Below are 20,736 nucleotides of genomic sequence, written 5' to 3' on the forward strand. Positions count from 1 at the left end.
ACTTTTCCTGGTGGAGGGTGACTCTGCGGGTGGCTCGGCAAAGCAGGGCCGCGATCGTCGTACCCAGGCCATCCTGCCCTTGAAGGGCAAGATCCTGAACGTCGAAAAGGCACGTTTTGACAAGATGCTGTCGTCCGCAGAAGTTGGCACCCTGATCACGGCTCTCGGTTGCGGTATCGGCAAGGATGAGTTCAATCCGGATAAATTGCGCTACCACCGCATCATTATCATGACTGACGCCGATGTTGACGGCAGCCACATCCGCACCCTGTTGCTGACCTTCCTGTATCGCCAGATGCCGGAATTGATCGAGCGTGGCCACGTGTACATTGCCCAGCCGCCGCTCTACAAGGTCAAGAAAGGCAAGCAGGAGGTTTACGTCAAGGATGACATCGAGCTGAACGACTACCTGCTTACCCAGGCGCTCGATGGCGCGGGCCTGCACCTGTCGACCGATGCGCCAGCCATCGCCGCCGATGCCTTTGAAGAACTCGCCCGCCATTACATGCGTGTCATGTCGATGATCAAGCGCTGGTCACGTCGCTATGACGAAACCCTGCTGCACAAGTTGATCTACATGCCGAGCATGACCGAAGCCGCCTTCAATGACCGTGATGGTCTCGCCCAGTGGGCCAAGGATCTCGAAGCGCGGATGAATGCGAGCAACGATGCCTCGTCCGAGTACAAGCTGAACGTCGTATCTGCCGAAGAGATGGATGGCCACGAGTTGCAGGTGCTGCGCATCCATCATGGCGTGCATTACGAACGACGCATCCAGCGCGAGTTCTTTGCCTCGGCCGAGTACCAGCATATTGCCGAACTCGGTGAGAAGATCATCGGCCTGCTGGCTGAAGGTGCCTATGTCGCTCGCGGCGACAAGCGCAAGGACGTGCAGAGCTTCCGTGAAGCCATCCAGTGGTTGATGGATGAAGCCAAGCGTGGCCAGGGCATCCAGCGCTACAAGGGTCTTGGTGAAATGAACCCCGACCAGCTGTGGGAAACGACCATGAATTCGGAAACCCGCCGCATGATGCAGGTGCGCATCGAGGATGCTGTTGGTGCCGACGAAGTCTTTACCACCCTGATGGGCGACAATGTCGAGCCGCGCCGCGCCTTCATCGAAAAGAATGCGCTTGAGGTGTCCAACCTCGACGTCTGACCTGCGTGTTTCGACACGACGCAAAAAGCCCCGCGACCGCGGGGCTTTTTGTTACCGGCTACTCAAGGAACGATCAGTAGAACTTGCTGATGTCACGCATCTGGCTTTCGATCCAGGACTGCGCCTCGGCATTCATTTCATCGGCAGTCTTGCCCTGCGGATAGATCGGCTTGCCGATCCGCACGGTGATCGTGCCGGGCTTCTTCAGCACGGAGTGACGTGGCCACAGGTCGCCGGCGTTGTGAGCGATAGGGAGTATCGGTGCACCCGATTCGACCGCCAGGTAGGCGCCGGACCGACCATAGCGCTTGGTCCTGCCCGGCAGCACGCGTGTCCCCTCGGGGAAGATGTTGATCCAGCAACCATCAGCCAGCTTGGTCTTCCCCTGCTCGATCACCTGCCCGACGGCTGACCGTCCACCGGCACGATTGATGGCGATCGGCTCGATGAGCATCAGCGCCCAGCCGAAGATGGGAATCCAGGTCAGCTCGCGTTTCAGGACCCAGCACTGGTGCTCCCACATATCCAGCGTCAGGAACGTCTCCCACGAAGAGGTGTGCTTCCAGTAAGCGACGCAGGGCTGTTCCGGAATGTTCTCGCGCCCCTCGATGACGTACTCGAGACCGAGGAACCGATCCAGCACGACCAGCTGCAGATGGCACCAGGAGCGGGCTATCGCGTGCCGCGTATTCAACGACGTCCAGAACAGCAGCACCAGCGTCATGGCATATAGCAGCACGCTGCCAACCATGAAACCGATGTAAAGGAGTGACTTGAGGTACTGGATCATGATTCAAGAAGATGGTCGATGGCAGTTGCCAGGTCGTCGAAAACGGCCGCAGCCAGATTGCCACACCGGCTTTCCGACTTCACGCCATTGCCACTGCGCACCAGCCAGGCCGTCACACCCGCCGCACTGGCCGCTTCGAGGTCGCGGCAGGAATCCCCGACCAGCACGGCCTCTTGCAGGGGCATCTCGAGCTCGGTGCCAATCCGATGCAGCAAACCAGGCTTCGGCTTGCGGCAGTCGCATCCATCATCGGGATGGTGCGGACACCAGACCAGCAGGTCGATCATGCCACCCGCTTCTTCCACGGCTTCGAGCATGGCGTTGTTGATGTCCTCGAGATCGGAATCATCGATCATGCCACGCCCGACCGCCGACTGGTTGGTGGCGACGGCAACCGTCCACCCGGCCGCTCTCGCCTTGGCGATCGCTTCCAGGCTGCCGGGCAGCGGCCGCCACTCGGCCGGCGACTTGATGTAGTCCGGTGAATCGAAATTGATCACGCCGTCTCGATCAAGGATCAGCAACTTGCCCATGCGTCTCAGTCCACCTGGATCTGGGAGAAATCGGCAATGCGATCGAACAGTCCCGAGAACGCAGCAAGCAGCTCAAGTCGATTCCGCGCGACGCCGGGATCGTCGGCATTGACCATGACCGCATCGAAGAATGCGTCGATCTCGCCTTTCAGCGCTGCCAGTTCGTCCAGCGCTTCGCTGTATTCATGTGCTTCGATCCGCGCAATGACCTGGTTCTTGAGGTGCTCGTATTTCTCCGCCAACGCCTGTTCCTGCGGCTCGACAAACAGCGAGGCATCGTAATCCCCGCTCAGTGGCTGCCATTCCTCGGCGCTGGTGGCGGTCTTGCGAATGATGTTGTTGATCCGCTTGTTGGCCGCCGCCAGCGCGGCCGCCTCGTCGCGTTGCATGAATCCTGCAATTGCCCTGGCACGCTGCATGAAATCATGCGGCTGTCTCACGTCGGCTTCCTGCACCGCCATGAACAGGTCGGCGCGAATGCCCTTGTCGGCGCAGTAGCCACGCAGGCGTTCCATGAAGAACTCCATGATCTCGGCACGATCCTGCAGACCATCGCGGCCCGGATACAGGGCCTGGTAGCTGTCGGCAACCAGTTCCTGCAGGTCCAGCGGCAGCTGGTGCTCGATGATGATGCGCAACAGTCCGAGTGCCTGGCGGCGAAGCGCGAAGGGATCCTTGCTGCCGGTCGGCGGCTGGCCGATCGCAAACATGCCGACAATGGTGTCCAGCTTGTCGGCAATGGCCAGCGCCTGACCGGTCTTCGACGCGGGGAGACGGTCGCCCGCGAAGCGCGGCAGGTACTGTTCGAACACCGCCTGCGACACCTCGGGCTCCTCGCCATCCGCCTCGGCGTAGTAACAGCCAATCACGCCCTGCAGTTCGGTGAACTCGAAGACCATGTCGGTCACCAGGTCACACTTGGCCAGCATGGCGGCACGCTCTGCCAGGGCCGTATCACCGTCAATGGTGTCGGCAATCCCCTCCGCGATGGCAGCCACCCGCTTGACCTTGTCGCCGTAAGAGCCGAGATCCTTCTGGAAGGTAACGCTGTCCAGCTTCGGCAGGCGCTCGGCGAGCTTCTGCTTGCGGTCGGTGTTCCAGAAGAACATCGCATCCTCGAGCCGTGGGGCGACCACGCGCTCGTTGCCGATGCGAACCTTGTCCGGCTCCTTTGATTCGATGTTGGCGAAGGTGATGAACTTGGCCAGCAACCTGCCATCGGCGCCGCGCAGGGGGAAGTACCGCTGGTGCACCTCCAGCGTGGTGACGAGCACTTCCTCCGGCAGGTCCATGAACCGTTCCGGAATGTTGCCGACCACCGGTACCGGCCATTCGTTCAGCGCGGCCACTTCATCAAGCAGTTCCGACCCGTCATCAGCACCGATCGGCGTCGCGTCATGATCGCTGGCCACGGCATTGACCTGCTCGCCCAGCCACTCGGCGAGGGAGTTGCTGGCGTCGTTGACCCGGACGTGCGCAGCCTCCAGGGCCGCCGCATATTCGCTCGGCGACGGAATGGAGACCGGCGACGGGTGATGGAAGCGATGGCCACGGCTGTCACGACCGGTCTGCACGCCCATGACCCTGGTATCAATCACTTCCTTGCCGAACAGCATCACGATCCAGTGAATGGGCCGCGCGAATTCGATGGCGCCATCGCCCCAGCGCATGCGCTTGGGCACGTTGAGCTTCTTCAGCGCTTCTTCCACGATCCCGGGCAGTTCATCGGCCGCCTGCTTGCCGACGACGGTTACCGTGCACGCCAGCTTTTCGCCCTTGTCGGTCTCACGGCGTTCCAGCTGGTCGACGCTGACGCCGTTCTTCGCAGCGAACCCTTCGGCAGCCTTTGTCGGATTGCCATCCTGGTCGAAAGCCGCCTTGACCGGCGGGCCCAGCACTTCGCTCTCCTTGCTGGGTGATTCGACCGGCACATCCTGCAGTACCAGCGCCATGCGCCGGGGCGAGCAATACCAGTAGTCACGAACTTCCTTGCAAAGCACCGGGTCCGCATCCTTCAAGCCGTCCAGCACGCGCTGGGCAAATTCCGCGGCGAGTCCGCGAAGGGCATTGGGTGGCAATTCCTCGCAGCCGATCTCGACCAGGAAGTCCTTGCGTTGCATGTCGTTCATTCCTTGTTGCCTTGCGCGTTGTCGGCCATCGCTTCTGCCATGGGAAAGCCCAGCGCCTCGCGGGCCGCGTAATAGGACTCCGCCACGCCACGCGCCATGCTGCGCACACGCAGGATGAAGCGCTGGCGCTCGGTCACGGAAATCGCCTTGCGGGCATCCAGCAGGTTGAAGTTGTGCGAAGCCTTGAGAACCATCTCGTAGGCGGGCAGCGGCAGTTTCGCGTCCAGCAACCGCTGGCACTCGCCTTCACACCAGTCGAACCACTTGAACAGCGTGTCGACATCGGCCTCTTCGAAGTTGTAGGTGGATTGCTCCACCTCGTTCTGGTGGAACACGTCCCCGTAGCTGACCTTGCCCAACGGCCCGTCGGCCCAGACCAGGTCGTAGACGTTTTCCACGCCTTGCAGGTACATCGCCAGTCGTTCCAGGCCGTAAGTGATCTCGCCCGTGACGGGCCGGCATTCCAGGCCACCAACCTGCTGGAAGTAGGTAAATTGCGTGACCTCCATGCCGTTCAGCCAGACTTCCCAGCCCAGGCCCCACGCGCCGAGCGTTGGCGACTCCCAGTTGTCTTCGACAAAGCGGATGTCGTGCACCAAAGGGTCGATGCCGATCGCCTTGAGCGAATCGAGATAGAGCTCCTGGATTTCCAGGGGCGAGGGTTTGATGACCACCTGAAACTGGTAGTAATGCTGCAGGCGGTTCGGGTTATCCCCATAGCGACCATCGGTCGGCCGGCGCGATGGCTGCACATAGGCGGCCGACCAGCGTTCCGGGCCGATCGCCCGCAGGAATGTGGCCGGGTGGAAAGTGCCGGCACCCATTTCCATGTCGTAGGGTTGCAGCAAGACACAGCCACGCTCGGCCCAGAACGCCTGCAGCCGTAGCAACAGGTCCTGGAAAGTGGCTGGAATGGGGCTGACCGCGGCGTTCGCTTGTTCTGTCACGTTGACTTCTCTGCCTGTGAGCCGGGCTCCGACCTCCCCGTGGACGACCGGGTCGGATAACCGCAGCTTTTTGATTTCATTGCGTAATTCGCCAAGCGCGAGAGTATAGCTTTTCCCTTGTCTGGCGGCTATCTTCACGCAGTCCGCACCAAGATCGATTAGAAGTTGCACCAATATAGTGCAAACCTTTCCAGGCGCCCATCCCGGGGTCGCGTGTGACGCGCTTGACGGCTTGGCACGCCGATTGCATCTACCTAACCGTGGCGGAAACACAGGCCGCCACCCGATTCACCCAACCCGCAACACACCACGGAGAGACAACATGTCAGCAGCAGAGATCATGAAAACCCTCAAGGAACAGGAAGTTCGCTACGTCGACCTGCGCTTTACCGACACCAAGGGCAAGGAGCAGCACGTGACCGTGCCGGCCCACACCATCGACGAATCCTTTTTCGAAGACGGCAAGATGTTCGACGGTTCCTCCATCCAGGGCTGGAAGGGCATCAACGAGTCCGACATGATCCTCATGCCGGATCCGAGTACTGCCGTGCTCGACATCTTTTCCGAAGAAGTGCAGATGAACGTTCGCTGTGACGTGGTCGAACCGAACACCATGCAGGGCTACGAGCGCGATCCCCGCTCCTGCGCCAAGCGTGCCGAGGCCTACCTGAAGTCGACCGGCCTGGCCGATACCGCATTCTTCGGCCCGGAGAACGAGTTCTTCATTTTCGATGATGTCCGCTGGGGCACCCAGATGCAGGGCTCCTTTTACAAGATCGATTCCTCGGAAGCCGGCTGGAACTCCGAGAAGGTCTACGAAGGCGGCAACATCGGTCACCGTCCCGGCGTGAAGGGCGGCTACTTCCCGGTTCCGCCGGTCGATTCGCTGCATGACATCCGCGGCACCATGTGCCTGGCGCTGGAAGACATGGGCCTGAAGACCGAGGTGCACCATCACGAGGTCGCTACTGCCGGCCAGTGCGAGATCGGTGTCGCGTTCAACGAGCTGGTCCGCAAGGCCGACGAAGTGCAGATCCTGAAGTACGTCGTGCAGAACGTGGCCCACGGCTACGGCAAGACCGCGACCTTCATGCCCAAGCCGCTGGTCGGTGACAACGGCAATGGCATGCACGTGCACATGTCGCTGGCGAAGGATGGCAAGAACCTGTTCACCGGTGACGGCTACGGCGGCCTGTCCGAGACCGCGCTGTACTACATCGGCGGCGTGATCAAGCACGCCAAGGCGATCAATGCCTTTGCCAACCCGTCGACCAACAGCTACAAGCGCCTGGTGCCGGGCTTCGAGGCACCGGTCAAACTGGCCTACTCGGCTCGCAACCGTTCCGCTTCCATCCGCGTGCCCTTCATCTCGAACCCGAAGGCGCGTCGCATCGAGGTCCGCTTCCCGGACTCCATGGCCAACCCGTACTTTGCCTTCTCGGCACTGCTGATGGCAGGCCTCGACGGCATCCAGAACAAGATCCACCCGGGCGACGCCATGGACAAGGATCTCTATGACCTGCCGGCCGAGGAATCCAAGGCCATCCCGGAGGTGGCGTACTCCCTGGAGGAAGCGCTGCGGGCACTCGACGAGGACCGCGAGTTCCTGAAGGCCGGTGGTGTATTCACCGATGACCTGATCGACGCCTACATCGACCTCAAGACCGAGGATATCCAGCAGCTGCGCATGACCTCGCACCCGCTGGAGTTCGAGATGTACTACAGCCTCTAACGCGTTCCTGTGGTGGCCCGGGCGGGTATCGTGGTGACCCGCCCGGGTCCTTTTTTCTCCACAGCTTTTCCATTTGGCCCGGGTCCAACCACGGGCTAGACTGGAAGGCATGAACATCGCACTACGAAAGCTGACCTCACACCGATTGCTGTGGCGCGTCGCGACCATGCTGGCGGCCGGCCTGTTGTTGACCACGGCAGCCCTGGCGGGCACCTACAAATGGGTGGACGAGGACGGCAAGGTCCATTATTCCGACCAGCCCGTGGAAGGCGCCGAGCGCGTCGACCTCCCCAAGCTGCCCACCTATTCGCCACCACCGTCCAGCCAGCGGGACAGCCAGAGCGACAGCAAGTCTCGCAGCAGTGGCCCGGCGGATGCCGAAGCGGCGGCAGAGCAGGAGCAGGCCAGCTATCGCGATTTCAGCTTCATCAGCCCCAAGCCGGAGCAGGTGTTCTGGAATCTTGGTGGGCGTTTGCCAGTGCAGATGTCCCTGACCCCCGGCCTGCGCGAAGGTGATCGCATTGTCCTGTTCCTCAATGGCGAACAGGTCGAGGTCATGACCGGACTGGGTACCACGCTGACAGACGTTTGGCGCGGTGCCTACACCTTGCGTGCCGTCATCCAGGGTCCGGACGGTGCGGCTCGCGCCTCCATTGAATCCGGCACCTTTTACGTCAAGCAGCACTCCGTCGCCAATTAGCACGGTCGCCAGCCCGGCCACATTGCACTAAGATAGTGCAATGCACCTCGATGATACTCCGCAATCCAGCCTGAGCGTCGACACCCTCGTGGTGGCGGTGCTGCGTTTCGACGCCAGTGATCGCCTGATTGCCATGAATACGGCGGCCGCCGCACTCTGCGGCCAGTCGCGTCGCCAGGCCAGGGGTCGCAGTGTCGCGGAGCTGTTTCCAGCCGATGCCACCGTGAGCGCTGCGCTGGATCGTTGCCGCTCCGACCAGGAAGCGGTATCGCTGCGCGAGCATCGCTTGCTGCTGGGCCTTCCGCCCGGCCAGCCGGAAACCGTCATGTGTGAAATCACGCCCCAGGATGCCGGTGGCACCCAGCTGGAAATCCTGCCGCTGGCACGCTTTCGCCGCATCGAAGATGAGAACCGGCTGCTGCAACTCAACCAGTCCCGCCAGCTATTTGCCCGCGGACTGGCACACGAGATCAAGAATCCACTCGGTGGCATGAAAGGTGCCGCCCAGTTGCTCGCAGCCGAACTCGATGATGCCGATCAGCAGGAATACCTCGACATCATCCTGCGGGAAACCGACCGCCTGACCCGACTGGTCGATCGCTTGATGGGACCCCCCGGAGAGCCGCAGCGCCATCCGGCCAATATCCATGAAGTCCTCGAGCAGGTCATCGCCCTGGTGCAGCTTGATAGCGGCGGGAACCTGCAGCTGGTGAAGGATTACGATCCATCCCTGCCCGATGTGCGAATCGACACCGAGCAGATGACACAGGTCTTCCTGAACCTGCTCACCAATGCACGCCATGCCTTGCTGGAAAACGACATCGAGCAACCCAGGGTCACGATCGTCACCCGCATCGAACGTCGCCTGACCTTGCGAGATCGACACTATCGCCAGGCCCTGCGCATAGAAGTCCGCGACAACGGCCCGGGAATTGCCAGCGAAATTGCCGACTCCCTGTTCATGCCCATGATAACCAGTCGACCTGCCGGGCACGGGATGGGACTGGCCATTGCCCAGGACATCGTGCAGCGCCATGACGGATTGATCGAATGGGAGCGCCGTGACAACCAGACCTCGTTCATCGTGCTGTTGCCCGTCAGCCACCAGGAAGCCGAATCATGACCGACAAGACCGTATGGATCGTGGACGATGATGAATCCATTCGCTGGGTCGTCGAGCGCGCCCTCGATCGCGCCGGCCTGAAGACCCGGACCTTCGCAAGCGGCGAACGCCTGCTTGACTCACTGTCCCCGGACGATTCTCCCGACCTGTTGATCACCGATCTGCGCATGCCTGGCATCAGTGGACATGAACTCATGCAACGGTTGCCCGCGCAGGTTTCCGGTCTGCCGGTCATCGTCATTACCGCGCACGGAGACCTGGACGCCACCCTGCGCGCCTACCAGTCCGGCGCCCTGGAAATGTTGCCCAAGCCTTTCGATGTCGCGGAGCTCGTCGAGATCAGCAAGCGCCTGCTGGCGGACAGTGCCGCAAGCCCCGCTTTGCCCGAACGCGGCAAGCCTGCCGATACCCTTCTCATTGGCGATGCGCCGAAAATGCAGTCCCTTTACCGCATCATCGGCCGCCTGTCCCGGGCGGCAATGCCCGTGCTGATCACTGGCGAATCGGGAACTGGCAAGGAACTCATCGCGCGTACCCTGCACGAGAACAGTCCGCGCAGCGCCAAGCCGTATGTGGCCATCAACACGGCGGCCATCCCCGACGAATTGCTGGAGTCCGAGCTGTTCGGTCACGAGCGTGGCGCCTTTACCGGCGCCCATGCACAGCGCCTCGGTCGTTTCGAACAGGCCGAAGGGGGAACGCTGTTTCTCGATGAAATCGGCGACATGCCACTGGGCATGCAGACGCGCCTGTTGCGGGTATTGTCGGAGCGCGAATTCTTCCGGGTGGGCGGACATCGACCCATTCGCAGCGATGTGCGGGTCATAGCAGCAACCCACCAGGATCTCGATGCGCTGGCAAAAGCCGGTCGTTTCCGGGAAGACCTATATCATCGACTCAATGTGGTACAGCTGTCCGCGCCACCCTTGCGCGAGCGCACGAGCGACATTCCGGCCCTCGCTGCCCATTTCCTCCTCGAAGCGGCCGAGGAGATGCAGACCGATGCCAAGCAGTTCGACAAGGGCGCCCTGGCACTGCTGCAGCAACGGCCGTGGCCCGGCAATGTCCGCGAGTTGCGGAACTTCTGTCGACGCATGACCGCGCTTGCCCCGACCCAGCTGATCAGCCGGGAAGACGTGCTTGAAAACACCCTCGGCAGCTCGCCGAGCAGCGACACAGACAGCGCGCTCGCCAGCTGGCTCGACGAAATCTTCGAAAAGGAATCGGGGGGCGTCGCCGGCCTGGCCATACAGGAAATCGAGCAATTGCTGATTCGGCGTGCCCTGGCGGAAAGCCAGGGCCACAAGCAGCAGGCTGCCCGCCGGCTGGGGTGGGGCAGGAACACACTGACCCGCAAGATGCAGGAATACGGGATCGACAGCTAGCCGTAGCGCCTGCGAGCCGCTATCGAACGATCTCGGTCCGGTCGATGAAGCCATCCTCGGTGGTGTAGATGCCGAAGAAGGTAGCCGTTCCGACCGGCAGCTCCAGGCCCGTGCCGTTCCAGTCGAACTCCAGCCAGGATGGCACCGAACCAGTGACGTCCACGCTGCCGTCGTTCCCGGTTCCCGGTGCGCTGAGGGTCAGGCTGCCCGCGCCGGCGGCAAAGCTGATGCCCGTGATGCTGGTCTCGCCAGCAGCCAGGTTGCTGGTGTAATTGCCCAGGCTGAAGTCGCCGACCACGGGCGTGTAACAGCTGTGGTCCGGATTGGTATCCCAGCCGTTCGCCCCGCCGATATCCTGGTAGTGCTGCACTCGCAGGCGCATCTGCGCATCGGTCGTCGTTGCCGTGGCCGTATCGGCAATGTAGAAGCGACCACTTCGCACCTCGGTGCCTTCCTCAAGCTGTCCCGCCGAAGTGACACCATCGGTATCGGTCGCGCGCAGCAGGATGCTGGCGGGCAGGGTGGTGCTGGAGGTAAAGGTGAAACTCACACCGGTGTCGGCCGGATTTATCTCGCTCGATTCCAGCAAGGCGATGCCCCGGGTGAAGTCCGCAGGAACCAGGCTGCTCGGTGACAGGCTGCCCGCCGCGCCGGTGGTTTCCACAAGACTGGTGGTCTTGGCAAACACCGGCGACTGGCCGCCATCGTAGTAATCCGTCACCAGGCCGACGCCGCGGTTGGCATACGCCGTGACCTGCGTTCCGCCGATCTCCTGGCCGGAATAGGTGGTCCCGCTACTGGCATCGCAACCATGGGTCGGAACGGTGACCTGGAAATAGCCCGGCACGAAGCGTCCTGCCGGGCCGGTGGCACCCCAGACATCCTCGCCGCCCAGGTAACTGTTGCCGTCGACATTGGCCAGCACTTCGTAGATGCCGACATCGTCGATGAAAATGGCATCCCTTGAAGTACTGCCTGAACTGAAGCCGCTGACCGTCGTCGTGCCGGCCAGGCCGGGCTCGCCGATGCCCGGATCGACCGCGGGCTGCCACAGGCTGGCAGACAGGCGCACCACTGCCGGGACAGTCTCCTGGCCGAAATTGACCGTCGATGCGTTGTCCGACAGGTCGGCTGTCGACGTTGTCGGATCACCATCGCTGTACGCATCGGGAATGCCGTCGACATCGGTATCGTCGGCAGCTTGCCAGGCCACGGCGCGTATCGTTGCCCGCAACTCGTCGCCTGCCGCTGCAAAGATGCTGCCCGCATTGCCGGTTGCGGCCGGGTTGGCCGTGCCGCCAGCCGTGGCGATGCCGGTTTCGAAGCCGAACGGGCGAACGATGAAAGTCGATGCGCCTGTCAGCACTTCGCCCGACGGGCTCGTGGGGTTGTAGTGCACGTGCAGGGTCAGCAGCCCGGCATCCGGGTATTCGAATACATACTCGGCAGTGGAGTCGGTGTTATCGCCGAAGTCGAGCGGCACGGCCTGGTAGCTCAGCGCCTGCCCGTCGTCGACACTGGGAATGGACGTGCCGTTGATGGTTGCCTGCACGCCGCCGCAACTGGTCGGATCATCGCATTCCAGCGCGAAATCGATATTCTCGGGACCGACGAACAGGGCTTCGCAGGCGCCGGTGTTGGTATTGGTGTTGATGGCTTCCACTTCCATCACGGTCGCGCCATAGCCCTCGTTCGAGGCCTTGCCGGCAATCTGGTTCGGAATCTGGCCGATGACGCCATTCGAACGGAAGCCGAAACCGCTGCGCGCATAGGCCAGCAAGGGATTCTCTGCCGGGTCGGGACTGGCAACACCGTCGCTTGCCGTGATGGTGATGGTTTCCACGAACGTGTCGGCCAGCAGCAAGGTGACGGAACCGAGGTCGTCCGCGGCAAACGCGTAGCTGCCACTGCCATTGCCGGTGTTGGTCAGCGTACCGTTCTGAGTGCCGTTGGTGGACCAGTCACCATTGTTGCTGGAGGTCGACAGGTTGATCGTCGACACGTAGGTATCGAGCACCGTGTGGTCGGCATTGTGCGCGACGATGGTGATGGCTTCCGGCTGGCAATTGACGGCGCTGCCGTCATGAATGATCGCAAAGTGGTCGGCTTGCGGCGCACTGGGATCGGTGTTCGGTTGGCCCTCCGACGGTGCGTCGCCGTTGTTCCCCCAGTTGCCGGTGCCGTCCGGGCTGGTGCGGGCAAAATCCTTTTCGTTCGGGTCCCGCTCGTCGAAACAGGTTCCACAACCGCTCGGCACGTCCCAGTAGAAATCCGTTGCTGTGCAGATTCCCGACTGGTTGGACCAGCGAATGTAGTCGATCACATCGCCGTTCTCGTCGAGCAGGATGGCCTCGCCTTCCTCGGCCTTCACCTTGTTGAAGTTGTAATAGATCCAGGTGTTGGCGTCATAGAGGTTGATATCGTCCGGCTCGCCGACGGTCTGGGTCAGCGACTTCCAGGAGCCATCCCCATCACCCACGTTGAAGCATTCGATCGATACGCCGTCGTCAGAAACGCACATCTGCCAGCCGGTGGTATCAGTGCCGTCCTGCAGGACCTTGAACTCGACATAGTCGACTGTCGGCTGCACCGAGCCGCCTTTCGATTTGATCTCGTTGACGTTCGCCAGGTCGACATCGGGCGAGCATGACATCGGTGTCGGCACGCCACCGCCACTGCCAGGCTGGCCCGCATGCACGGAAAAGGAAGCAAGCAATGCCAGCAGCAGGCCAGCGCGCATTTCGGATTTCAACATGCTTCCACCTCCCTCGGTGATCGGCTGTTCCCAGCCGACTGGTGACTACAAGGGCCCGCTCGGGCTGACCACGGCTTGCAGTTCGCGCCGTGCGTAGTTCAGCGAACCCTCGGTACCCGTGGTCGCGATAGCCGTGATGACATAGACACGCACATCCGTTGGCGGATTGCCATCGCGGTGCACGCTGCTCGTGCAGGTCACGGTCACGGATTCGTTGTCGAAACCGCCCGCCGCCAGCGTAAAGCCGCCGTTGCAGGGGTCGGGCGCGACACCCACGCCGCCATTGACCACGGCCTGGTGGATCCCCCACTCGAGGCCGGCACGGGCAGCATGGTAGGCGCGGCTTGTTGCCAGTGCGGCCACGCCGGTCTGCTGGGCGCTGGAAGAGACGACCACCAGGAACCCGCCCAGCACCGCCAGCAGCAGGATGATGAAGATCACTGCGATGATCGAAAAGCCTCGTTGCCGGCGCGCTCGGTTCATCATGATTCAGACCGCATTCGGGATGTGAACCTGATGCTGCAAGGTGACGCTTTCGCCACCCCGCGTGACCGTCAGGATCATGGTAAGGACGCCCGGGCGCAGCGAGCTGCCCGGATCGTAATTGAAACTGCAGGCTGTCACGTCGTCGGTCTCCAGGCTGCCGCCGGCAATCGTCGCGCTTGCCGGTTCTGGCGTTGCATAGCCCTGCAAGCGATACAGGCCGGTGCCCGAGCAGCCATACGCAATGTAATCACCAATCACGAATATCCGGTGTGATGGCGTGGACAGCAGGAACGGAAACGTGCCGGCTGTCGTGACCTGGTGTTCGGTGTAGGTACTGCCGGCCACGGAATAGGTTTCGCTGGCAACGGTAAATGCGCTGTTGCTGACCACCGAGTCGCCGGCATACACATCGAAACCCGGCGAACCCAGGTTGAAGACCACCAATCGTTCGGTGGTGGAGGAGAACGCGCCCAGCCGCTCGAATGATCCCACCAGGTTGAAAGAGGTGTCATTGCCGTTGAATGCCAGCTTGCGTGCCGCACCACCGCCATTCTCGCGATAGCGGCCGACATCGAGAACTTCGATCATCTCCACTGCCGTCCCGCCGTTGATCAGGCGCACGCTGTAGGGCAGGGAATTGCGAGCGTCCCTGGCCAGCCGTCGCATGGCCGCATCGGTGGAATACACGAGCTCGGCGCGATCACTGGTGTCGAAATAGGATTTGACCGGTGCATACAGCAGTGGCCCGACCACGACCGCCAGGATGCCGATGACCACAATGGCGATCAGCAGTTCCAGCAGGGTGAAGCCGCGGGTTGGCATGAACCTGCCCATCAGTAATTCGTCCTGTAGCCCGACAGGGTGATGGACGTGTTGTCGTAGGCGACCGTCACATCCACCCGGTAGACATTTCCTGCGGCAATGCCACCGAGTGCTTCATTGGTGACGCTTACCGTCACGAGGTAATCCGACAGGCTGGCAACCGGATTGCCGTTCGACAGGGCTGGCGCTTGCGACACGATGTTGGCGTAGTCATCCACATCGTCGTAACTGGCGCGAGATGCTTCGCCGTCCGTGCCGTCCGGATCGACAAATCGCCGCGACAGGATTTCATCAAGATAGGATTCGGCAAGCGCGATCGCCTGGTGACGACGCAACGGGTCGGCCGAGCTGCCAACGGCCGTGGAGAACAGCAACACGGCGCCCGACAGCACGATGCCAAGCACGACAATGCTCATGATGAGCTCGATGAAGCTGTAACCCTGTTGACGTGTCGCGTTCATGGGGTGTTCACGTAGCCGCTGCCGGCCTGGATGACGAACGACCGCGAGGTGCTGCCGTCGGAAACCGTCACGGTTGCACTGGCCGCGGTGCCGCCATAGGCGTTGAAGGTCACGTTGGTGGCGCTTGCCGTTACGCCCGCCGGTGCCGAACCCGCCAGGTTCCCGCTCAGGCCCTGGACGGTCTGGGCGCCGCCGCCGCATGGCACGGTGGTACTGACCGCATAATTGTTTGCCGCGATCGTGAAGCTGGTCGGGCATCCGCTGCTGCGAGCGTAGCGCTGGGCATCACGTGCAGCGGCGGCCAGGGCATCCTGGTACCCGCGCACGGCCAGTCCGCCGGTATTCAGGCGGCTGCTGGCGCCGATCACCAGCACGCCGATCACGACGATGATGACCATGAGCTCGATAAGCGTGAAGCCGCGTTGTTTCATGACAATAAATTAGCACAGCCGGGCCCGCCGACCCATCGGCGGAGCCGCCACTTGGCGCCGTTTTGCACGCTTCCATCTTCCGATTGCGGGCGGCTGATGGAGGCGAGGAGGCCGGCGGGCGGACTGGCGGGCCGGAAAGAAAGAAGGCGCCCCGAGAGGCGCCTTCTGTCAGTTCAATCGGCGGTGGACTATCAGGTGCCCAGTGCCGTGAACGAAGCCGAGTACGTGGCCGTGCTGTCCTGCACCGTGCAGGATACGGCAGCGTCGTCAGCCACGGCAGACGCCGTGATGGTGTACGGTGCGCCGTTGCTGTCGTTAGGCAGCGAACCGGCCTGCAGCACGCTGCCAGCGTCCGTGCAGTTGTCGATGGTCTGGCAAGCAGCATCGCCAGCCTTGCAGGCAGCGTAGTTGATGGCCGAACCCGAGCTCAGGGCGCCGGCGAGACCGTCAACGGCAGCCTGTTCGGCTTCCTGCGACAGGTCCACGAAACGCGGTACGGCAGTAATGCCCAGGATGCCGAGGATCACGATCACGACCACCAGCTCGATCAAGGTAAAACCGGAATTCATCTTCTTCATTTTGACTCCTTCCCACTTCCGGCCGCAGCCCTCGTGGAAAATTCTTCGTGTGTCAATTAAGTGTAGGCCGCGTTGGCCGCAGCCACCAGCCTCAGTAGATTATTGGTCAAATAAACCGCAATCGCAAGAAAAACTCCATATTCGTCATGATCTTAGCGACCAGCGGTCATTTCGATCACGGAAAACAGGTTGATCAAGGCATACAGCGCTCCTACCAGGATCAGGCCACCCGCGAATCTCGGCGCCTGCCACACCAGGCCGTCCATGGTGTTGATTTCGTCATCGAGGTGCCGCGTGGCCTGCCGGGTCGAGACCCAGCGATTCGCCACGGCTTCCAGCGGTTTCAGCGCACTGGGTCTCACCAGCAGCGTCACCCCGAGCAGCAGCGCCAGGAAATTGACGATGGCGAGAAAGCCCCCCAGGCCGGCAACCGTGCCACTGAAGCCGTCGGTGCCCAGCTGTCCCTGCAGCCAGCCGGCAATCTTCAGCACCGGGCTGTCGGTGAGATAGACGTACAGGAAGAAGCTTGCGGCGATGATCAGCAAGGCGCCGGCGAGGCGGTGGTGGCGATAGATCAGCCGGTCCGCGTCACGCTGGATCTCCAGTGGTTTCAACGCCTTGCGAAGGCTGTAGCGCTGGTTGCTGGCGCGCATGGTGTCGCGCATCCGATCCGGTGCCACCAGCAGGCCCACCCCGACCGTGGCGGACAGGCCGAGCAGCACGAAGCCGATGGTCAGGCTGGCGATGTACAACCATTCATTCACTGCGTCCATTGATGATGTCCTCCCTTAGAACGGGCAAGCCGTCGAGCGCTTCGAATGCCACCCTCTTTAATTGACCGTTATCGCGGTCAACCGCTACCCGGAAGCGCAATACGCTGGCCGATTCCGATAAATTCTCGAAGTATTGTGGATAGCGTAGCTGATATCTGAGCGTTCGGTTGGCTTCACACCAGCCCCAATGCCCGGCGGCCAGCGCTGCGCAGCCGCTGCCGGGAGCCTGGGGCGGGGCGTGCGACAGCCAGGCCAGGGGGTTTTCCCTGGCGAGTTCATCGATGCCATCGAGTTTCCCGCGCAGCACGCGCTCCGACAGTTGCAAGGCCAGCGCGGCCTGGACCGAACCATGGACGCGCAGCACGTGCACCTTTTCCGCTTCGCCCCGCAGCGGCAGCAGTCGCATGGCGGCTACGCTGAACAGCAGGATCACGAGTACCACGACGACAATCAGCTCGAGCAGGCTGAAGCCGGCTTGTAAGCGTCTGGGCGACATCACTGGGCGAGCTTCACGAGATCCCACATCGGCATGAAGACACCCAGTGCCAGCACCAGCACCATGACGCCCAGTATCACCGTGATGATCGGTTGAATGAGTTCGGCGAGATTCCTGATGTCGTAATCGACTTCGCGTTCGTAAAACTCGGCCACTTCATCGAGCATGTCGTCGAGCGCGCCGGTTTCCTCGCCGACACGAATCATCTGCAGGACCAGCGGCGTGAACACGTTCGCCGTCGCGGCGGTCTTGCTGACACTTTCGCCACGTTCAACGCCATCCCGCATGTCCTCGATGCGAGCGGAAAGAAAGCTGTTGTCGACCGCGCGGCTGCACAGGTTCATGGTCTGGATCAGCGGAACGCCGGAGCGATAGCTCATCGAGAACGCTCTCGCGAAACGCGCCAGCGTGGAACGCTGAATGATGTCCCCTACCAGCGGCAGGCCGAGCTTGCGGCGATCCCAGGAGTAGCGCCCTTCCTCTGTCCGCTTCCAGGCCATGAAGGCGCCCACGCCACCGGCCGTCCCGAGAATGACCAACGGCCAGTTCGCCACCATGAAGTCGGACAGGGCGAGAATGATCTTGGTCGCGAGCGGCAGGGCAATGTCCTGCGAGGCAAAGATGTTGGCGAATGTCGGAATGACGACCGTGGTGACGAACATCAGCGCCGCAAAGACGGCGACGATGACGATGGCCGGGTAGCGCAGCGCAGTGACCACCTGCTTGCGGGTTTCCTTTTCCAGGTCGAGGTAGTGGTATAGCCGATCGAAGGCTTCCTGCATGCGGCCGGTTTCCTCGCCAACCCGCACGATGTTCACGTACAGGCTGTCGAAAATCCGCGGGTGCCGCGACATGCCGGAGGACAGGCTGCGGCCCGCTTCGATATGGTCGACAATGTCGAGCAAGGCATTGCAGAGACGTTCGTTGCGCGTGGTTTCGGAAAGGCCAAGCAGCCCCCGGATCAGCGGCACGCCGGACTTGGTCAGTGAATACATCTGGCGAGTGAAGAGCACCATTTCATCGACTTTCGGGTAGCCGCTTGTGAACAGCTTTCGCAGGCTGAAGCTTTCCACGCGGATGTCTTTGACGACCTTGATGTCGATCGGCGTCACCCCGGTGTTGAAAAGCTGGCTGGCAATGGTCTCGGGATCGTCGGCCTCCTGCCTGCCCGTGACCAGGTCACCTCTCGAATTGCGGCCGCGGTACTCGTACATCGCCATGTTCAATGCTCCCGGCGCAGGACGTCGTCAAGCATGGCAGGATCGCGGAATTCTTCCAGTGCGCCCGCGAGACGCATTACCTCGTTGATGGTCGTGACGCCCTCGAGGGCATAGTCCATGGCATGGTGGACCAGCGATTTGAAATCCTGGCCCAGGAATTCCTCCAGTGCATCGCTGTCACCACGCCGCACGGCATCGGCCATTTCCTTGTTCACTTCCAGCAGCTCGTAGACACCGATGCGACCGCGATAGCCCGAGTTGCTGCAGTAGGCGCAGCCCTTGCCGGCCTTGAAACTGGCGTTGCCAAGACTGGTCGCGCTGGCAAAGTTTTCGATGAAGGCGGTCTCGTGTACATCGGGATCGTGCGCCTGGCCACAGCTGTCGCAAACCCGCTTCACCAGTCGCTGTGCCACGACGGCCTGCAGTGCGGTCGCGACCATGTAGCCCTCGGCCCCCATGTCCAGCAATCGAGCGACGGTCGATACGGCGCTGTTGGTGTGCAGCGTGGAAAGCACAAGGTGACCGGTGATCGATGCGCGCATGGCAATCTCGGCCGTGTCCCGATCACGAATCTCGCCAATCATGATCACATCCGGGTCCTGGCGCAGTGCGGTTCGCAGCACCCGCGGAAAATCCAGGCCGATCTTGGTGTTCACCTGCACCTGGTTGATACGCGGCAGGCGGTACTCGACCGGATCCTCGACCGTGATGATCTTGGTTTCTTCGCGGTTGATGCGGTTGAGCGCGCTGTAAAGCGTGGTGGTCTTGCCGGACCCGGTCGGACCAGTGACCAGCACCATGCCCGATTGCTTGCGAATCAGCTGGCCGAAACGCCGCATCATTTCCGGCGGCATGCCGAGCTCGCCGAGGTTGAGCAGCCCCGCGCTCTGGTCGAGCAGGCGCATGACCACGGCTTCGCCATACTGGGTCGGCATGGTGGAGAGGCGCACGTCGAGCGTCTTGCCCTTGACGCGAATGGAGAATCGCCCGTCCTGTGGCAGGCGCTTCTCGGCAATGTCGAGCCCTGAAATCAGCTTGAGTCTTGTCACCAGCGGACTGGCGATCTTCTTGTTGTCGATTTTCTGTTCCTGCAGGTCGCCATCGACGCGCTGCCGGATACGCAAGCTCGTGTCGTCCGGTTCGATGTGGATGTCCGAGGCATTCACCTGGACGGCATCCTCGAACAGCGAGCGAAGCAGCTTGATGACCGGCGCATCGGCCTGGCCCTCTTCCGACGTCAGTTCGGCAAGATCGATGTCTCCCTCGCCGACTTCCTCCCCAAGCTCCTCGGCCAGCGTCGTGATTTCCTGCGTCCGTCGATAGACGAGGTCGACAGCCAGCAGCAGATCGGCCTCGCGAACCAGGGCGGTGCTGACGGATTTGTTCAGCAGCCGGCCGAGCTGGTCGAAGGCATGAATGTCGGTCGGGTCCGCCATGCCCACCAGGTAGCTGTGAGGACGGTCTTCCAGTACCAGTGCCCGATAGCGCCGTGCATGGGTCTCTGGAAGGCGCTTGACGATTTCCGGCCGGAAATTGAAATGCTTCAGGTCGATGAACGGAATGTCGAGTTGCTTGGAAAGCAGTTCGAGAATCGTGTCCTCGGTCGCGAACCCGAGATCCGTGAGAACGCGCCCCAGCTTGCGACCGCTACGCTTCTGCTCGGCGAGCGCCTCTTGCAGTTGCTGTTCGGAAATCACCTTGTGCTGGACCAGCAAATCGCCGATCCGGATCTTCTGCTTCCCGGGCTGTAGTGTTGCCATGCTCAATCTCCATTGCCGGCGCTGCCGCCGGGAAGTCGTTGCCTGACATAGTTCTCCACCGACGGCGCCAGTCCGCCAGCCTCGAGTGCTGCCTTGAAGTTCTGTTCGGCAGCCTCGCGATCACCCAGCTGTTCCTGGGAAATGCCAAGCCCGGCCCGCCATGGACCATTGCTCGCATCGAACGCTACCAGCGAACCATACACCTCCGCGGCCGCGGCGAAATCCGCGGCCTGCAACAGCAAGGAGCCGCGCAAGGCATGGAACTCCGGATCCTCGCCGATCGCGGGATCGTGCAAGGCCATCACGGCCAGTGCCTGCTGGAGATCACCCCGGGCGAGCAGGTCGCGCGCCATCAGCTTGGCAAAGGTGGTCGGGCGGCTGGCCACTGCCAGCCCGTCGCGCAGCACGCCCTCGGCTTCGGCGAGGCGCCCCTGTCGGCGGTAAGCGACGTACAGC

20 protein-coding genes are annotated in these 20,736 nt (G+C 62.0%); 5 read left to right on the forward strand and 15 right to left on the reverse strand.

From position 1 onward, the window contains the following. The coding region (locus R3217_06710) for a toprim domain-containing protein (protein ID MDX1455126.1) at positions 1-1,159 on the forward strand (1,159 nt) is incomplete at its 5' end. A gap of 73 nt (positions 1,160-1,232) precedes the next feature. On the opposite strand, the gene R3217_06715 is transcribed toward R3217_06710, so the two are convergent. Genes R3217_06715 through glyQ form a run of 4 tightly spaced genes read right to left on the reverse strand, consistent with a single transcriptional unit; the run spans position 1,233 to position 5,558 of the window. Next, positions 1,233-1,949 carry a lysophospholipid acyltransferase family protein gene (locus tag R3217_06715; protein MDX1455127.1) on the reverse strand — a complete coding sequence of 239 codons (717 nt, stop codon included), beginning with the start codon at positions 1,947-1,949 and terminating at the stop codon, positions 1,233-1,235. Next, a complete protein-coding gene (gmhB, locus tag R3217_06720; protein ID MDX1455128.1) occupies positions 1,946-2,482 on the reverse strand; it encodes a D-glycero-beta-D-manno-heptose 1,7-bisphosphate 7-phosphatase in 537 nt (178 codons plus the stop codon). Before gmhB ends, R3217_06715 begins: the two co-directional genes overlap by 4 nt. Before the next feature lie 5 nt (positions 2,483-2,487). After that, positions 2,488-4,602: a glycine--tRNA ligase subunit beta gene (gene glyS / locus R3217_06725; GenBank protein MDX1455129.1), complete on the reverse strand. Its 2,115-nt coding sequence runs from the start codon at positions 4,600-4,602 to the stop codon at positions 2,488-2,490. 5 nt (positions 4,603-4,607) lie between these two features. Beyond that, a complete protein-coding gene (gene glyQ / locus R3217_06730) occupies positions 4,608-5,558 on the reverse strand; it encodes a glycine--tRNA ligase subunit alpha (GenBank protein MDX1455130.1) in 951 nt (316 codons plus the stop codon). A 322-nt stretch (positions 5,559-5,880) separates the two neighbouring features. Here glyQ and glnA point away from each other — a divergent pair, with 322 nt between their 5' ends. From glnA to ntrC, 4 genes are all read left to right on the forward strand, one after another. Further along, positions 5,881-7,290 (forward strand): glutamate--ammonia ligase, encoded by a 1,410-nt coding sequence (gene glnA, locus R3217_06735; GenBank protein MDX1455131.1) that lies wholly within the window; start codon positions 5,881-5,883, stop codon positions 7,288-7,290. A 109-nt stretch (positions 7,291-7,399) separates the two neighbouring features. Continuing rightward, complete coding sequence (locus R3217_06740; protein MDX1455132.1) at positions 7,400-7,990, forward strand: DUF4124 domain-containing protein; 591 nt, start codon at positions 7,400-7,402, stop codon at positions 7,988-7,990. A 40-nt stretch (positions 7,991-8,030) separates the two neighbouring features. Continuing rightward, entirely contained in the window at positions 8,031-9,113 is a 1,083-nt protein-coding gene (gene glnL / locus R3217_06745; protein MDX1455133.1) for a nitrogen regulation protein NR(II), read from the forward strand. Further along, positions 9,110-10,498 carry a nitrogen regulation protein NR(I) gene (gene ntrC, locus R3217_06750; protein ID MDX1455134.1) on the forward strand — a complete coding sequence of 463 codons (1,389 nt, stop codon included), beginning with the start codon at positions 9,110-9,112 and terminating at the stop codon, positions 10,496-10,498. Before glnL ends, ntrC begins: the two co-directional genes overlap by 4 nt. A gap of 19 nt (positions 10,499-10,517) precedes the next feature. Here ntrC and R3217_06755 read toward each other — a convergent pair whose 3' ends face one another. The 11 genes from R3217_06755 to R3217_06805 form a co-directional block, all read right to left on the reverse strand. Further along, complete coding sequence (locus R3217_06755; GenBank protein MDX1455135.1) at positions 10,518-13,253, reverse strand: DUF6701 domain-containing protein; 2,736 nt, start codon at positions 13,251-13,253, stop codon at positions 10,518-10,520. 45 nt (positions 13,254-13,298) lie between these two features. Next, positions 13,299-13,739, reverse strand: a complete 441-nt coding sequence (locus R3217_06760; protein ID MDX1455136.1) for a pilus assembly protein MshP — start codon at positions 13,737-13,739, stop codon at positions 13,299-13,301. Between the two features lie 3 nt (positions 13,740-13,742). Next, positions 13,743-14,573 (reverse strand): type II secretion system protein, encoded by an 831-nt coding sequence (locus tag R3217_06765; protein ID MDX1455137.1) that lies wholly within the window; start codon positions 14,571-14,573, stop codon positions 13,743-13,745. After that, positions 14,573-15,022 carry a type II secretion system protein gene (locus R3217_06770; GenBank protein ID MDX1455138.1) on the reverse strand — a complete coding sequence of 150 codons (450 nt, stop codon included), beginning with the start codon at positions 15,020-15,022 and terminating at the stop codon, positions 14,573-14,575. The genes R3217_06765 and R3217_06770 overlap by 1 nt, the downstream gene beginning before the upstream one ends. Next, on the reverse strand, positions 15,019-15,453 hold the full coding sequence (locus tag R3217_06775; protein ID MDX1455139.1) for a prepilin-type N-terminal cleavage/methylation domain-containing protein: 435 nt from the start codon (positions 15,451-15,453) through the stop codon (positions 15,019-15,021). The genes R3217_06770 and R3217_06775 overlap by 4 nt, the downstream gene beginning before the upstream one ends. Before the next feature lie 191 nt (positions 15,454-15,644). Next, a complete protein-coding gene (locus tag R3217_06780; protein MDX1455140.1) occupies positions 15,645-16,031 on the reverse strand; it encodes a type II secretion system protein in 387 nt (128 codons plus the stop codon). Between the two features lie 152 nt (positions 16,032-16,183). Then, the gene (locus R3217_06785; GenBank protein ID MDX1455141.1) at positions 16,184-16,804 is read right to left on the reverse strand and encodes a hypothetical protein; all 621 of its coding nucleotides are present in this window, start codon (positions 16,802-16,804) and stop codon (positions 16,184-16,186) included. Next, positions 16,788-17,300 (reverse strand): hypothetical protein, encoded by a 513-nt coding sequence (locus tag R3217_06790; GenBank protein ID MDX1455142.1) that lies wholly within the window; start codon positions 17,298-17,300, stop codon positions 16,788-16,790. The genes R3217_06785 and R3217_06790 overlap by 17 nt, the downstream gene beginning before the upstream one ends. After that, entirely contained in the window at positions 17,300-18,520 is a 1,221-nt protein-coding gene (locus R3217_06795) for a type II secretion system F family protein (protein ID MDX1455143.1), read from the reverse strand. Before R3217_06795 ends, R3217_06790 begins: the two co-directional genes overlap by 1 nt. Positions 18,521-18,522: 2 nt before the next feature. Continuing rightward, positions 18,523-20,280, reverse strand: a complete 1,758-nt coding sequence (locus R3217_06800) for a GspE/PulE family protein (protein ID MDX1455144.1) — start codon at positions 20,278-20,280, stop codon at positions 18,523-18,525. Between the two features lie 2 nt (positions 20,281-20,282). After that, positions 20,283-20,736, reverse strand: a 454-nt coding sequence (locus R3217_06805; protein MDX1455145.1) for a hypothetical protein, incomplete at its 5' end; no start/stop codon positions are given.

Source organism: Gammaproteobacteria bacterium, from assembly GCA_033720895.1.
GTDB lineage: Bacteria > Pseudomonadota > Gammaproteobacteria > Natronospirales > JAJUFS01 > JAWWBS01.

Coding starts and splice junctions, on each gene's coding strand:
- R3217_06715 (MDX1455127.1), bottom strand. CDS start 1,949: ATGATCCAGTACCTCAAGTCACTCCTTTACATCGGTTTCATGGTTGGC.
- gmhB (MDX1455128.1), bottom strand. CDS start 2,482: ATGGGCAAGTTGCTGATCCTTGATCGAGACGGCGTGATCAATTTCGAT.
- glyS (MDX1455129.1), bottom strand. CDS start 4,602: ATGCAACGCAAGGACTTCCTGGTCGAGATCGGCTGCGAGGAATTGCCA.
- glnA (MDX1455131.1), top strand. CDS start 5,881: ATGTCAGCAGCAGAGATCATGAAAACCCTCAAGGAACAGGAAGTTCGC.
- R3217_06740 (MDX1455132.1), top strand. CDS start 7,400: ATGAACATCGCACTACGAAAGCTGACCTCACACCGATTGCTGTGGCGC.
- glnL (MDX1455133.1), top strand. CDS start 8,031: ATGCACCTCGATGATACTCCGCAATCCAGCCTGAGCGTCGACACCCTC.
- ntrC (MDX1455134.1), top strand. CDS start 9,110: ATGACCGACAAGACCGTATGGATCGTGGACGATGATGAATCCATTCGC.
- R3217_06755 (MDX1455135.1), bottom strand. CDS start 13,253: ATGTTGAAATCCGAAATGCGCGCTGGCCTGCTGCTGGCATTGCTTGCT.
- R3217_06760 (MDX1455136.1), bottom strand. CDS start 13,739: ATGATGAACCGAGCGCGCCGGCAACGAGGCTTTTCGATCATCGCAGTG.
- R3217_06765 (MDX1455137.1), bottom strand. CDS start 14,573: ATGGGCAGGTTCATGCCAACCCGCGGCTTCACCCTGCTGGAACTGCTG.
- R3217_06770 (MDX1455138.1), bottom strand. CDS start 15,022: ATGAACGCGACACGTCAACAGGGTTACAGCTTCATCGAGCTCATCATG.
- R3217_06775 (MDX1455139.1), bottom strand. CDS start 15,453: ATGAAACAACGCGGCTTCACGCTTATCGAGCTCATGGTCATCATCGTC.
- R3217_06780 (MDX1455140.1), bottom strand. CDS start 16,031: ATGAAGAAGATGAATTCCGGTTTTACCTTGATCGAGCTGGTGGTCGTG.
- R3217_06785 (MDX1455141.1), bottom strand. CDS start 16,804: ATGGACGCAGTGAATGAATGGTTGTACATCGCCAGCCTGACCATCGGC.
- R3217_06790 (MDX1455142.1), bottom strand. CDS start 17,300: ATGTCGCCCAGACGCTTACAAGCCGGCTTCAGCCTGCTCGAGCTGATT.
- R3217_06795 (MDX1455143.1), bottom strand. CDS start 18,520: ATGGCGATGTACGAGTACCGCGGCCGCAATTCGAGAGGTGACCTGGTC.
- R3217_06800 (MDX1455144.1), bottom strand. CDS start 20,280: ATGGCAACACTACAGCCCGGGAAGCAGAAGATCCGGATCGGCGATTTG.